The sequence below is a fragment of the Verrucosispora sp. WMMD1129 genome (assembly GCF_029581255.1).
Classification (GTDB): Bacteria; Actinomycetota; Actinomycetes; order Mycobacteriales; family Micromonosporaceae; genus Micromonospora; species Micromonospora sediminimaris.
In genome coordinates this window covers 6,424,774-6,438,322 of sequence record NZ_CP120741.1, presented here as the reverse complement: position 1 = coordinate 6,438,322, position 13,549 = coordinate 6,424,774, and the positions used below count along the sequence as shown (strand labels likewise).

Annotated in this window: 11 protein-coding genes; 6 read left to right on the top strand and 5 right to left on the bottom strand. The window is 70.6% G+C overall.

Features of this window, described 5'->3' with window-relative positions; translation table 11 throughout:
• Positions 1–58: 58 nt before the first annotated feature.
• Together dop and arc are read right to left on the bottom strand one after the other, a co-directional pair.
• Positions 59–1,576 carry a depupylase/deamidase Dop gene (dop, locus tag O7624_RS29750; RefSeq protein ID WP_093405997.1) on the bottom strand — a complete coding sequence of 506 codons (1,518 nt, stop codon included), beginning with the start codon at positions 1,574–1,576 and terminating at the stop codon, positions 59–61.
• A gap of 190 nt (positions 1,577–1,766) precedes the next feature.
• Positions 1,767–3,548, bottom strand: a complete 1,782-nt coding sequence (gene arc / locus O7624_RS29745) for a proteasome ATPase (protein WP_093406000.1) — start codon at positions 3,546–3,548, stop codon at positions 1,767–1,769.
• Positions 3,549–3,726: 178 nt separating this feature from the next.
• On the opposite strand from arc, the gene O7624_RS29740 reads away from it, so the two are divergent.
• On the top strand, positions 3,727–4,020 hold the full coding sequence (locus tag O7624_RS29740) for a ferredoxin (protein ID WP_093406155.1): 294 nt from the start codon (positions 3,727–3,729) through the stop codon (positions 4,018–4,020).
• Positions 4,021–4,049: 29 nt separating this feature from the next.
• Here the strand turns inward: O7624_RS29740 and O7624_RS29735 are convergent, their stop codons facing one another.
• From O7624_RS29735 to O7624_RS29725, 3 genes are all read right to left on the bottom strand, one after another.
• The gene (locus O7624_RS29735) at positions 4,050–4,622 is read right to left on the bottom strand and encodes a hypothetical protein (RefSeq protein ID WP_093406003.1); all 573 of its coding nucleotides are present in this window, start codon (positions 4,620–4,622) and stop codon (positions 4,050–4,052) included.
• A gap of 114 nt (positions 4,623–4,736) precedes the next feature.
• Positions 4,737–5,723, bottom strand: a complete 987-nt coding sequence (locus tag O7624_RS29730) for a tRNA (adenine-N1)-methyltransferase (protein ID WP_232511299.1) — start codon at positions 5,721–5,723, stop codon at positions 4,737–4,739.
• 32 nt (positions 5,724–5,755) lie between these two features.
• The gene (locus O7624_RS29725; protein WP_282238242.1) at positions 5,756–6,919 is read right to left on the bottom strand and encodes a site-2 protease family protein; all 1,164 of its coding nucleotides are present in this window, start codon (positions 6,917–6,919) and stop codon (positions 5,756–5,758) included.
• An 83-nt stretch (positions 6,920–7,002) separates the two neighbouring features.
• Between O7624_RS29725 and O7624_RS29720 the strand changes: the two genes are divergently transcribed.
• The 5 genes from O7624_RS29720 (at position 7,003) to O7624_RS29700 (ending at position 13,519) form a co-directional block, all read left to right on the top strand.
• On the top strand, positions 7,003–7,917 hold the full coding sequence (locus tag O7624_RS29720; RefSeq protein ID WP_282238241.1) for a PD-(D/E)XK nuclease family protein: 915 nt from the start codon (positions 7,003–7,005) through the stop codon (positions 7,915–7,917).
• Between the two features lie 79 nt (positions 7,918–7,996).
• On the top strand, positions 7,997–9,193 hold the full coding sequence (locus tag O7624_RS29715; RefSeq protein WP_282238240.1) for a sensor histidine kinase: 1,197 nt from the start codon (positions 7,997–7,999) through the stop codon (positions 9,191–9,193).
• A 40-nt stretch (positions 9,194–9,233) separates the two neighbouring features.
• The gene (locus O7624_RS29710; RefSeq protein ID WP_282238239.1) at positions 9,234–9,920 is read left to right on the top strand and encodes a response regulator transcription factor; all 687 of its coding nucleotides are present in this window, start codon (positions 9,234–9,236) and stop codon (positions 9,918–9,920) included.
• Between the two features lie 282 nt (positions 9,921–10,202).
• On the top strand, positions 10,203–10,970 hold the full coding sequence (locus tag O7624_RS29705) for an ABC transporter ATP-binding protein (RefSeq protein WP_093406160.1): 768 nt from the start codon (positions 10,203–10,205) through the stop codon (positions 10,968–10,970).
• Complete coding sequence (locus O7624_RS29700; protein ID WP_282238238.1) at positions 10,970–13,519, top strand: ABC transporter permease; 2,550 nt, start codon at positions 10,970–10,972, stop codon at positions 13,517–13,519. The genes O7624_RS29705 and O7624_RS29700 overlap by 1 nt, the downstream gene beginning before the upstream one ends.
• Positions 13,520–13,549: the final 30 nt, after the last annotated feature.

The following is a 13,549-nucleotide window of genomic DNA, read 5'->3' as shown; positions in this document are numbered from 1 at the left end:
CCCGCGCGCCGGTACCGGCGCGCGGGGAACGAACAGCTGATGGACGTGAGCCGGTGGGTCAGCCGCCGGTCAGGGTCTCCAGCAGATCCTTGGCGCTGGCACAGCGGTCGAACAACTCACCGACATGCCGCCTGGTGCCGCGCTCCGGCTCCATCATCGGCACCCGCACCAACGACTCGCGACCAACATCGAAGATCACTGAATCCCAGCTGGCGGCGACCACTTCGGAGGCGTACTGGGCCAGGCAGCGCCCCCGGAAGTAGGCCCGGGTGTCCTCGGGCGGCTCCGTCATCGCCGTACGGCTCTCCTCGTCGCTGAGCAGCGTCTTCATCGACCCGCGGGAGACCAGCCGGTGGTAGAGGCCCTTCTCCGGGCGTACGTCGGAATACTGCAGGTCGACCAGTTGGAGCTTGTGCGAGCCCCAGCCGAGCTTCTCCCGCTCCCGGTAGCCCTCCAGCAGCCGCAGCTTCGCCACCCAGTCCAGCTCGTCGGCGCAGAGCATCACATCGCGCCCCAGCCGGTCGAGCACGTCTTCCCACCGGTCCAACACGTCGGCGGTCTGCTCGTCGACGTCGTTGCCGTAGCGGTCGTCGACGAACGCGCGCACCCGCTCCAGGTAGGCCCACTGCACGTCCATGGCGGTCAGCCGGCGTCCGTCGCGCAGCCGCATCAGGTGCGACAGCGACGGGTCGTGACTGACCGCGCGCAGTTCGCCGACCGGGTCGGCGATGCCGAGGTCGGGGCCGAGTGCCTTCTCCTCGATCATCGTGAGGATCAACGCGGTGGTGCCCACCTTGAGGTAGGTGGAGATCTCCGAGAGGTTCGCGTCTCCGATGATGACGTGCAGCCGGCGGTACTTGTCCGCGTCGGCGTGCGGCTCGTCGCGAGTGTTGATGATCGGCCGCTTGAGCGTGGTCTCGAGGCCGACCTCGACCTCGAAGAAGTCGGCCCGCTGCGAGATCTGGAAGCCGCTCTGGCCACCGTCCTGGCCGATGCCGACGCGGCCGGCGCCGCAGACGACCTGCCGGGTCACGAAGAACGGCGTCAGGTACGCCACGATGTCGGCGAACGGCGTCTGCCGGCGCATGAGGTAGTTCTCGTGCGCGCCGTAGCTGGCGCCCTTGTTGTCGGTGTTGTTCTTGTAAAGGTGGATCGGTGCCGTGCCGGGGATCGTGGCGGCCCGCCGCGCCGCCTCCGCCATCACCCGCTCCCCCGCCTTGTCCCAGCGGACGACGTCGCGGGGGTTGGTCACCTCGGGGGTGGAGTACTCCGGGTGGGCGTGGTCGACGTACAGCCGTGCCCCGTTTGTCAGGATCACGTTGGCCAGGCCGAGGTCCTCGTCGGCGAGCGCCTCGGCCGGGTCGTAGGCCGCGCCGGAGTAGGTGAAACCCCGGGCGTCCCGCAGCGGTGACTCCTCTTCGTAGTCCCACCGGGCCCGGCCACCGCGGTTCAGTTCCGGTCGGGCGCCGTAGGCGTTGACCACCTGGGAGGAGGTGACCATCGGGTTGGCGCCGGCCTGGCCGGGCACGGAGATGCCGTACTCGACCTCGGTGCCCATGATTCGTCTAACGCTCATCGACCTACCCGCTTCGTTTGCCCGACCGGTCCCCGTCATGTCGAGCGTAGTCGCCACTTCGCCAACCGGGGGCGTGGCGGTGGGGCGGGTCCGCCCCCGGGACCGGGGTGGCGGGCCTTGTGCGACACGGTCCGGGAGTACGACGGGGCCCGCGACGTGGTGCGTCGCGGGCCCCGGTGGCGCCGGCCGGTCAGAGATACTGACCGGTGTTGCTGGCGGTCTCGATGGAGCGTCCGGCCTCGGTGCCCTTGCCGCCGGAGACGAGCGTGCGGATGTAGACGATCCGCTCGCCCTTCTTGCCGGAGATGCGGGCCCAGTCGTCCGGGTTCGTGGTGTTGGGCAGGTCCTCGTTCTCGCGGAACTCGTCGACGCAGGCGTCGAGCAGGTGCTGCAGGCGCAGTCCCTTGCGTCCGGAGGTGAGGAACTCCTTGATGGCCATCTTCTTGCCCCGGTCGACGATGTTCTGGATCATCGCGCCGGAGTTGAAGTCCTTGAAGTACAGGACTTCCTTGTCACCGTTGGCGTAGGTGACCTCCAGGAAGCGGTTCTCCTCCGTCTCCGAGTACATCCGCAGCACCACCGCGTCGATCATGGCGGCGACGGTGGCCTGGGGGTCGCTGCCGTGTTCGGCCAGGTCGTCGGCGTGCAGCGGCAGGCCGGGGAGGATGTACTTGGAGAAGATGTCCTTGGCCGCCTCGGCGTCCGGACGCTCGATCTTGATTTTCACGTCGAGTCGTCCAGGACGCAGGATCGCCGGGTCGATCATGTCTTCCCGGTTGGAGGCGCCGATGACGATGACGTTCTCCAGCCCTTCGACACCGTCGATCTCGCTGAGCAGCTGCGGCACGATGGTGTTCTCCACGTCGGAGGAGACACCGGAGCCGCGGGTGCGGAAGACCGAGTCCATCTCGTCGAAGAAAACGATGACCGGCGTGCCTTCGCCGGCCTTCTCCCGAGCCCGCTGGAAGATCAGACGGATGTGCCGCTCGGTCTCGCCGACGTACTTGTTGAGCAGCTCGGGGCCCTTGATGTTGAGGAAGAAGCTGGTGTGCTTCTCCTCGCCCCGCCGCTCGGCGATCTTCTTGGCGAGCGAGTTGGCGACCGCCTTGGCGATCAGGGTCTTTCCGCAGCCGGGCGGGCCGTACAGCAGGATGCCCTTCGGCGGACGCAGCTGGTGCTCCCGGAACAGGTCCGCGTGCAGGAACGGCAACTCCACCGCGTCGCGGATCTGCTCGATCTGGGAGTGCAGGCCGCCGATGTCGGTGTAGTCGACGTCCGGCACCTCCTCCAGCACGAGTTCCTCGACCTCACTCTTCGGAATCCGCTCGTACGCGTACGCCGAGCGAGGTTCGATCATGAGCGAGTCGCCGGCCCGGATCGGACTGCCGATCAGGGTCTCGGCCAGGTGCACGATGCGTTCCTCGTCGGAGTGCGAGACCACCAGCGCCCGATCGCCCGGCGCGCCTTCGGGACCGGCGAGGATCTCCTTGAGCATGACCACCTCGCCGACCCGCTCGTAGCCGAACGCGTCGACGATGTTGAGCGCGTCGTTGAGCAGGACCTCCTGGCCGCGCCGAAGCTCGTCGACGTCGAGCGAGGGCGAGACGGCCACGCGCAGTTTCCGTCCGCCGGTGAAGACGTCAACCGTGCCGTCGTCGTGCTTGGCCAGGAAGACGCCGTAGCCACTTGGGGGTTGAGCGAGCCGGTCGATCTCCTCCTTGAGCGTCACGATCTGCGCGCGAGCTTCCTTGAGGGTGCTCACGAGCCGTTCGTTGTTCTCGGTCAGCCGCGCCAACTGCGCCTGGGTGGCGGCCAGCCGCTCTTCGAGCTGCCGGACGTGTCGGGGGCTCTCGGTCAACTTGCGCCGCACCAGAGCGAGTTCCTCTTGAAGGAACGCGACCTGCGTGGAGAGATCGTGGGCCTCCTTCTCCCACCGTGCGGCGCGCGAGTCCGCGTCGTCGCTGCGTGCCACGTCCCACCTCCCCGGGGGGCTTGAACGTTCTGACCTAACACTAGCCGCTATGAGCCCGATTCGGTCCTCCGCAACGCGCCCGTCACCGAAGCTTGATCGCCAAGGGTGGGTCGACGGGCGCATACGGGCATTCGGGTACCGTCGAGGGGTGGGACGGGAGAACATGGGGGGTGCACCGGTGGCCGAGGTCGCGACCGACCAGCTGCAGGTCTGGGTCGACCAGGATCTGTGCACGGGCGACGGGCTGTGCGTGCAGTACGCGCCGGAGGTCTTCGAGTTCGACGTCGACGGGTTGGCTTACGTCAAGGGTCCCGACGGTGAGCTGGTGCAGGCACCGGGCGGCCGGGTGGACGTGCCGGAGCACCTGCGCCTCGAGGTGATCGACTCGGCGAAGGAGTGCCCGGGCGAGTGCATTCACGTCGTACGCGGCAGCGACGGCGTCGAGGTCGCCGGACCGGAGGCCGAGGACTGACCCGCTGATCCCGGAGTCACCCGGTCGGGCTACAGCAACGGGCGACCGACCACCGAGGCGACCAGCCGGGCAAACTCCTCCAACCGGGCGATCTGTCCGGCGCCGCCGTCGTCGAGCGTCTTGCCGAAGCGCAGTGCGTCGTGCCGCGGGCCGCCTGCGCTCTCCTCGCCCGGCGGCGACTCGTCGAGCGAGGTCAGCAGCAGGTAGACGTCGATGCTGTCGACCCGGATCTCCCCGTTGTCGTGGCGGAACAGCCGGCGTCGGCAGCCGACCTCGGTGACCGAGGAGACCGGCACCACCCGCAGCGAGGAGGTCATCGAGCCGGGCGGCCCCTCCCCCGGTGGCACGTCCTCGCCGTGCCAGAGCACCAGGCGGCTGCCGTCGCAGACGACGACCTCCTGCCACACGCCGTTCACCTCGTTGACGAAGCGTTCCAGGGTGAAGCCGAGCACCGACGCCCCGCGCAGGACGCCGCCGAGCGCTTCCAGGGCGACGTCGGGGTCACGCAGGTAGGCGCGCGCCGCGGATTCCAGGTCGGTGTACGGAGACCAGTCGGGGAAGACCGCGGGCAGGTCGCCACCGCCGAATCCGGGACGGCTCATGCCGGCCCTCCGCTGCGCTGCGGGCTGACATTGCGCTGCGGACCAGCATGAGGCACTGAGGCGCTGAGTTGATGATTCGCTCGCTGACGCTCACTCATCGGATCACCTCCGCCGTCACGGCCTGTCCGTCTCCTGCGCCACGTCGGGTCTTGTCTGCTCGGCGGACGCCTCGTGGGGCGGTACGGCCGCCTGCCGGGCCGCCTCCACCTCGCGTAGCGCCTGGCGGCGTTGCGCGTACGCCTCGGTGCCCTTGCTGGGTTTGCGACGCCGGGGCGGGGCGGTGACTCCCGGGGCGAGCTTACGCGCGGAGACGAGGAAGGCCGTGTGGGCGATCATCCGGTGGTCGGGGCGGACCGCCAGCCCTTCGGCGTGCCAGTCCCGGACCAGTGACTCCCAGGCCCGCGGCTCGGTCCAGCCGCCGCGCTCGCGCAGGGCCTCCACCAGCTCGGACAGCTGCGGGGTGGTGGCCACGTAGCCGATGAACACGCCGCCGGGCAGCAGCGCGCGCTCGACCATGTCGAGGTTCTCCCAGGGGGTGAGCATGTCCAGGATGATTCGGTCGAAACCGGTCTCGCGGCACTCGGCGACATCACCGACGTGCAGGTGCCAGGCGGGGTGCGAGCCGTGGAAGAACGACTCGACGTTTCGTCGGGCGATCTGGGCGAAGTCCTCGCGGAGCTCGTAGGAGTGCAGTTCTCCGGCGGTGCCGACCGCGCGCAGCAGCGAGCAGCTCAGCGCTCCGGAGCCGGCGCCGGCCTCGAGGACCTTGGCCCCGGGGAAAATGTCACCCATGGCGACGATCTGCGCGGCGTCCTTGGGATAGATCACCTGGGCGCCCCGGGGCATGGAAAGCACGTAGTCCGACAGCAGCGGGCGCAACGCCAGGAATGCGGTGCCGCCGCCGGAGGTGGTGACCACGCTGCCGTCGGGCAGGCCGATCAGCGCATCGTGCGCCAGGATGCCGCGGTGGGTGTGGAACTCCTTGCCCGGCTCCAGGGTCACCGTGTGCATCCGCCCCTTGGGGTCGGTCAGCTGCACCCGGTCACCGGGTTGGAACGGCCCACGCCGCACGGCGGGCGGCTCCACCTTCTGCTCGGGCAGGTCGCTGGCCGGGTGGGCGGAGTGGGTGACGGTCACGTGTTCATCTTCCGGTGAGGTTCGAGCAGTTGAGCCAGATCCGCGATGTGCAGAACGCCGACGACATCTTCGCCTGCCGTCACGACGTACTGTGCGCCCGGGTGGGTCTGCACGGTCTCCAGCACCCGTTCGCCGTCCGTGTCCACCGGCATGGCCGGCAGGTCGGCGAGGGTGCGGGCGACCGCGTCCACGGCCAGCCAGGGGCGGCGGGCCTCCGGCACCGCCGCGGCGGCGGCCGGGTCGACCAGGGCCACCGGCCGGCCGGTGGAGTCGGTGACCAGCAACGCGGCCGGGTGCTGCGGCTCGGTGGTCGGGTGCGTCTGCGCGGCACGGCGCTGCGCCTCGGCCAGCGGGGTGCCGGTGGGCACGGTGTGCACCGGACGGGCGAGGGTGGCCAGATCGACCAGCGGAAGCCGCCGGCCGATGCGGGACATCCGGATCGACTGTCCGGCGCCGTGCCAGAGCGTGAGGGCGACAAGTGCCGTCAGCGGCAGGGCCAGCAGGCTCAGCACGTCGATCGCGTAGAGCGCGGCCACCAGCAACGCGGTGCCGACGGCGAGGATCCGTCCGGCCCAACCGGCGACCTCGGTGGCCCGGTGCCGGTCCCGGGTCAGCGCCCAGACCACCGCGCGCAGCGCCCGACCGCCGTCCAGCGGCAACCCGGGCAGGATGTTGAACAGCGCGACGATGACGTTGCTCGCCGCGAGTTGAAAGGCGAGCTGGTCGGCCACGGTACGGTCGGGCAGGGCCAGCGTCGCGGCGACGGCGGCCGCGCCGAGTACGGCGGAGACGGCCGGCCCGGCCAGCGACACCAGCAGGTCCACTCGTGGCGAGGGTGCGTCGCGGTCCATCTCGGTGTAGCCGCCGAGCAGTTCCAGGGTGATTCCGCGCACCCCGATGCCGAAGCGGCGGGCGGTGAGGGCGTGGCCGAGTTCGTGGGCCAGCACCGAGCCGAGCAGGGCGATGACGAACCCGGCGCCGACGAGGTAGCCGCCGAGCGGGGACAGTTGCAGTCGTTGGCCGGCCAGTTCGCCGTACAGGACCGTGATCAGGAGGGCGAGCAGCAGGATCGAGCCGTTCAGGTAGAGCGGCACCCCGAGAATCCGGCCCACCCGCATGCCGGGGCGCTGGCCGGCCCGTGGTCGCCTGCGCTGTTCCATCGGGCTGATGCTACGCGGCGGGAGATCACGTACCGGAGCGGCGGCGGTCGGCCTGTCATACCGGTGGCCTAACCTTCCGGGGCATGACGGCGGATCCGGTGATCACTCAGCAGGCCCCGACCCCGACCGAGCTGCCGGCGACGGTGCGGGCCTCGCTGTCACCGTCGCGGGCGGCGGATTTCAAGACCTGCCCGCTGCTCTACCGGTTCCGCAGCATCGACCGGCTGCCCGAGCGGCCCAGCGTGGAGCAGGCTCGCGGCACGCTTGTGCACGCGGTGTTGGAGCGGTTGTTCGACCTGGCGCCGGCCGCCCGTACGCCGGAGGCCGCCGGTGATCTCGTCCCCGGCCAGTGGGACCGCCTGGTCACCGAGCAGCCGGAGCTGGCCGGGCTGTTCCCCGATGACGACCCGGCCGCCGTGGCGGAGTTCCTCCGTTCGGCGTCGGCCCTGCTGGGCGGCTACTTCGCGGTGGAGGATCCGCGCCGGCTGGAGCCGGCGGAGCGGGAGAGCCTGATCTCCGCCGTGGTCGACGACGAGCTGCTGATTCGCGGCTATCTCGACCGGCTCGACGTGGCTCCTGACGGTGCGCTGCGGGTGGTGGACTACAAGACCGGCGGCGCCCCACGGGAGGCGTTCGAGGCGCGGGCCCTGTTCCAGTTGAAGTTCTACGCCCTGGTCCTGTGGCGCACCCGGGGCGTGGTACCCCGGGTGCTGCGCCTGCTCTACCTCAAGGACGCCGAGGTGTGCGACTACGCCCCCGAGGCCGAGGAGCTGGTGCGCTTCGAGCGGACGGTGGTGGCGTTGTGGCGGGCGATCGAGCAGGCCACCGCCGCCCGCGATTTCCGGCCCCGGCCGAGCCGGCTGTGCGACTGGTGCAGTCACCAGGCCCGTTGCCCCAGCTACGGGGGGACGCCGCCGCCCTTCCCGGAGCCGACTGCGACGCCCGATCCGCTGCGCGACGCCCGGTCCACCCCCGCGCCACCCGGCGCCGACGAGTAGCCGTTCTCCTTCCCGGGGATGAGGGACGAGTCACCACACAAGACGATCTTTCAGCGGCGCAGGCGGCTAGCGTCGGGGCGTGGGTAACGCGCTGAGGCAGTGGCTGCGTCGCAATCCGGCGGCCGGTGACGCGCTGCTGGCCGTCGGCCTGGTGCTGGGCGAGGTCGTGTTCACCCTGCTCACTCCCCGGGAGTTCTGGCCTCGACCGTTGCCGTCGGCGCTGGGATGGAGCGTGTTGTGCGCGACGCCGGTGGTGCTGCGCCGGGTGGCGCCCTGGCCGGCGCTGCTGGCCGCGTTGGCCACGTTGCTGCTGCCGGTCGTCATCGAGGTGGCGCCGACGACGCAGAGCCTCACCTTCGTGGTGCTCACCTACACGATGGCGGCCTACCGCCCGGTGCGGCCGGCGCTGGTGGCGGCGGTGGGGCTGTGGCTTCCGGTGGCCGTCGTGAACACGGTGGTGCCGCCGGACGGTGTTCCGCAGGTCGGTACGGCGTTCCTGATCGCGAACAACATCCTTGTGGGGATCGTGTCGTTCTCGGTGGGCCGGACGGTGCACGCGCGCCGCGCCTCCACCGAGGCGCTGCGGGAACGGGCCCGGGTCGCCGAGGCCAACCAGCGGGCGCTTGCCGAACAGGCGGTCGCGGACGAGCGGCGCCGGATCGCCCGGGAGTTGCACGACGTGGTGGCCCACCACGTCAGCGTGATGGGGGTGTTGGCGACCGGGGTGCGGCGGGTACTGCGCCGCGACCCGGACAGCGCCGACGAGGCGATGGCCACGATCGAGGAGACCAGCCGGGCGACGCTGCGGGAGCTGCGCCGGCTGCTGGACGTGCTGCGTACCGAGGCCGAGCCGGCGGCGGAGCTGGCGCCGCAGCCGGGTCTGGCCGGTATCGCGACGCTCGCCGATCAGGTTCGGGAGGCCGGGCTGCCGGTGACGTTGACCGTGGCGGGAACGCCGGGGCAGTTGGAGGAGGGGGTGGCGCTGACCGTGTACCGGATCGTGCAGGAGGCGCTGACGAACGCCCTCAAGCATGCCGGGTCGGCGACCGCGCAGGTGCGGGTGGGTTTCGGTGGCGATGCGGTGGAGGTCGAGGTCACCGACACCGGTCGCGGGCCGTCACCGGACACCGATCGAATCGGACACGGCCTGGTCGGGATGCGGGAACGGGTCGGCCTCTACGGTGGGGTCCTGCGCACCGGCGCGCGCAGCGGCGGCGGCTACCGGGTGTACGCCCGGATTCCGGTCGAGCCGCTGCCCGAGACGAGCCGGCGGTGAGGTGGGCCTGGTGAGCGGTGCAGTCGACAGGGAGGACCAGATGGTCGATTCGACGGGGCAGGCCCGGCCGGTGCGGATCCTGCTCGCCGACGACCAGCCGCTGCTGCGTACCGGCTTCCGGATGGTCCTGGGCGCGGAGACCGACCTGGACATCGTCGCGGAGGCCGGCGACGGGGTGGAGGCGGTGGAGCTGTCCCGTCGGTTGCTGCCGGACGTGGTGCTGATGGACATTCGGATGCCGAGGATGGACGGGGTGAGCGCCACCCGGGCGATCGTGGACGCCCGGCTGCCGGTGCGGGTGCTCATTCTGACCACCTTCGACCTCGACGAGTACGTGGTGGGTGCGCTGCGCGCCGGAGCGAGCGGATTCCTGGCCAAGGACGTGCCGGCGGAGGATCTGGTCACCGCGATCCACACGGTGGCCGCCGGCGACGCGGTGGTGGCGCCACGGATCCTGCGTCGGCTGCTGGACCGCTTCGCCGACGTGCTGCCGGATCCGTCCGCGACGCCGCCGAAGGCGTTGGGCGCGCTCACCGAACGGGAGCGGGAGGTGCTCGTGCAGGTCGCCCGCGGCCTGTCGAACGCCGAGATCGCCCGGGCGCTGTCGGTGAGCGAGACCACCATCAAGACGCACGTCGGACATGTGCTGACCAAGCTCGGGCTACGCGACCGGGTGCAGGCGGTGGTGCTGGCGTACGAGTCGGGCCTGGTCCGACCTGGGGGTTAACGCCGTCGTTGCATCCGTCACCTACCGTGACGACCTGCGGCGGAAATCGGTTGACCCTCACGCGACGGCAACGTCCAGGATGACCATGACCACCGACGGCAGATGAGCGACAGCTGCCGGAGTCGGGGACAACCCTGACTTCGGTTGGGGGGTACCCGCAGCCGGAAATCCGCTTCGGCTCCGCCCGGAGTCGGACGGATCGGCGGTGGGCAGCACAGATGATGGACTCGCACCGGACCAGCGGGGGCGGTGCGAGCAGACCGCGACGGAGAGGTACGTGACGTGACCGCTACCACAGGCCAGCCGGCATCGGCCGCAGCCCGGGCGAGCGACGTGTGGAAGGTGTACGGCAGCGGCGAGGCGCAGGTCATCGCCCTGCGGGGGGTCAGCGCGGAGTTCGAGCGCGGACGGTTCACAGCGATCATGGGCCCGTCGGGTTCCGGCAAGTCGACGTTGATGCACTGCCTGGCCGGGTTGGACTCGGTCACCCGGGGCACGGTGGCGATCGGCGACACCACCGTCACCGGGCTCGGTGACGCGGGTCTGACGAAGCTGCGCCGCGACAAGGTCGGCTTCATCTTCCAGCAGTTCAACCTGCTGCCGACGTTGACCGCCAAGGAGAACATCCTGCTCCCGCTCTCGATCGCCGGGCGCAAGCCGGACCCGGCCTGGTTCGACGTCGTGATCGACACGGTGGGCCTGCGGGACCGGCTGGGTCACCGGCCGGCGCAGTTGTCCGGCGGCCAGCAGCAGCGGGTGGCGTGTGCCCGTGCCCTGGTCGCCCGCCCCGAGGTGATCTTCGCGGACGAGCCGACCGGCAACCTCGACTCGCGTTCCGGCGCGGAGGTGTTGAACTTCCTGCGCAACTCGGTACGCCAGCACGGGCAGACCATCGTCATGGTCACCCACGATCCGACGGCCGCCGCGTACGCCGACCGGGTGGTGTTCCTCGCCGACGGCCAGATCGTCTCGGAGTTGATCGAGCCGACCGCGGACACGGTGCTGGACACGATGAAGAAGCTGGACACGCCCGCCGAGGTGGCCGGCTGATGTTCCGGGCAACCTTGAAGAGTCTGCTGGCCCGCAAGGTCCGGCTGATCCTGTCCGGCCTGGCCGTGGTGCTCGGCGTGATGTTCGTCTCCGGCGCCTTCGTCCTCACCGACACCCTGGGCCGCTCCTTCGACTCGCTGTTCGCCGACGCGTACGCCGAGGTCGACGTCAACGTGGCCGCCAAGCCGAAGCTGGAACTCGGCGAGATGGAGGGCGAGCAGCTCGCCACCCCGTTCCCGGCCGCCACCTTGGAGACGGTGCGCGCGGTGGACGGGGTGGCCGAGGCCACCGGCGTGGTCGGCGTCGACGGGGCCCGGTTGATCGGCAGCAACGGCAAGGCCGTCACCTCCTTCGGGCCGCCGCAGTTGGGCGGCAACTGGACCGGTGAGAGCGACCTGGTGCGGTTGCGGGAGGGTCGGGCACCGCAGGCCGACGACGAGATCGTGATCAACAAGGGGCTGGCGGACGCCGGCCGGGTGGCGCTCGGCGACCGGGTGGGGGTGCTCACCCTCCAGCCGCGCCAGGATTTCACAATCGTCGGCATCTTCGGCTACAGCGGCGACCGCGACTCCCTCGGCGGCGCCAACGAGGTCATGTTCACCACCCCCGTGGCGCAGCAGCTGATGCTCGGCGAGACGGACGTGTTCAGCAACATCGTGGTCACCGCCGCCGACGGCGTCTCCGACGACCAGCTGCGCGACGCGGTGGCCACGGCGGTCGGCGACGACTATGTGGTCAAGACCGGCGAGCAGCTCTCCGCCGACGCCGCCGCCGGCCTGAAGGAAGGGCTGTCCTTCTTCAACCGGATCCTGCTCGGCTTCGCCGCGGTGGCCCTGCTGGTCGGGACGTTCCTGATCCTCAACACCTTCTCGATCATCGTGGCGCAGCGCACCCGTGAGCTGGCGTTGCTGCGGGCCGTCGGCGCCAGCGGCAAGCAGATCATCGGCTCGGTGGTGCTGGAGGCGGTCGCCGTCGGGTTGATCGCCTCGGTGTTCGGCCTGGCCGCCGGCATCGGCATCGGCGCGCTGCTGGCGTACCTGTTCGGCAACCTCGCCGGTGGGCTGGCCCTGGCCGGGGTCGCGGTGCCGGCGTCGGCGGTGATCGGCGCGTTCGGCGTCGGTCTGGTGATCACGGTGCTGGCGGCGCTGCTGCCGGCGCTGCGGGCCGCGCGGATCCCACCGATCGCGGCGATGCAGGACGTGGCCACGCCGGACCGGCCGTTGACAAAGGTGACCGTCGGCGGCGCACTGGTCACCGCGATCGGCGCCACCCTGCTCTTCCTCGGCCTGGGCGGGTACGCCGGTGGCAGCACGCTGGCCACAATTCTCGGTGGCGTGCTGTTCTCGTTCATCGGGGTGGCCCTGCTGACGCCGCTGATCAGTCGTCCGGTGGTGGCGGCGCTGGGCACGGTTTTCTCCGGCTGGGTGCCGGGCAAGCTGGGTCGGCTCAACTCTGGTCGCAACCCGCGCCGTACCGCGATCACCGCCGCCGCGTTGATGGTGGGGATCGCCCTGGTCACCGGCATCACGGTGATCCTGGACTCGGCCAAGAGCAGCATCAGCGGGCTGGCGCAGGACAGCATCAGCGCCGAGCTGGTGATCGCCGGGGCGCAGTCGGGTCCGCGCCCGCCGACGTTCGACCCGGCGGTCCTGGACGAGGCGAAGGCGATCCCCGGTGTCCGCCTCGTCGACGGCGAGTACGGCGACATGGCGCTGGTCGGCGGCGAGCGTACCTGGGTAGGTGCCAGCAGCGAACCGAGCGCGCTGGTGGATATGTTCGGCGCCACCGCCACCGCTGGGGACATCGGGCGGCTGGGGCCGGGCCAGATGTTGATCAGTTCTGACGCGGCGGAGTCGCGTGGCCTGTCGGTCGGCTCGACGGTGCCGGTGCAGTTGGCCCGCGGCGAGGAACGCACCTACACGGTCACCGGCATCTACGAGAGCACCCCGCTGTTCGGCGGCGTGACGTTGCCCGCCGAGGCGGCGCGTGACTTCGCCATCCCGCAGCCCATCCAGGGCTACATCCAGCTGGAGCCCGGAGTACGGGCGGCCGACGTGCTGCCCCAGGTGGAGGCGCTGCTGACGGACAGTCCGGAGGTGTCGGTGGCCGACCGGGACGCGTTCATCGAGCAGCAGGCCGGGCAGCTCGACGGGCTGCTCCAGATGATCCAGATCATGCTGGCGCTGGCCATCGTTATCGCGGTGCTCGGCATCATCAACACCCTTGCCCTGTCGGTGCTGGAGCGGACCCGGGAGCTGGGTCTGTTGCGCGCCATCGGCCTGCGCCGGTCGCAGACCATGGGGATGATCACCGTGGAGGCGGTGGTGATCTCGGTGTTCGGCGCGCTGCTCGGCGTCGTGGTCGGTGCCGGCCTGGGTGCCGCGGTGGTGGAGGCCCTGCGCGACGAGGGAATCACCAAGCTGGTGCTGCCGTGGGGCCAGATGGGTGTCTTCCTCGGCCTGGCCGCGATCATCGGCGTGATCGCGGCGGCGCTGCCGGCGATCCGGGCCGCCCGGATCAACGTGCTGGGCGCCATCGCCCACGACTGAGGCACCGCCGAAGCAACGGCCCCTGTCACC

Excerpts from the sequence above, each read along its gene's own strand:
- O7624_RS29720 (WP_282238241.1), top strand. The coding sequence starts at position 7,003 with ATGACGGCGGATCCGGTGATCACTCAGCAGGCCCCGACCCCGACCGAG.
- O7624_RS29700 (WP_282238238.1), top strand. The coding sequence starts at position 10,970 with ATGTTCCGGGCAACCTTGAAGAGTCTGCTGGCCCGCAAGGTCCGGCTG.
- O7624_RS29710 (WP_282238239.1), top strand. The coding sequence starts at position 9,234 with ATGGTCGATTCGACGGGGCAGGCCCGGCCGGTGCGGATCCTGCTCGCC.
- O7624_RS29725 (WP_282238242.1), bottom strand. The coding sequence starts at position 6,919 with ATGGAACAGCGCAGGCGACCACGGGCCGGCCAGCGCCCCGGCATGCGG.
- dop (WP_093405997.1), bottom strand. The coding sequence starts at position 1,576 with ATGAGCGTTAGACGAATCATGGGCACCGAGGTCGAGTACGGCATCTCC.
- O7624_RS29735 (WP_093406003.1), bottom strand. The coding sequence starts at position 4,622 with ATGAGCCGTCCCGGATTCGGCGGTGGCGACCTGCCCGCGGTCTTCCCC.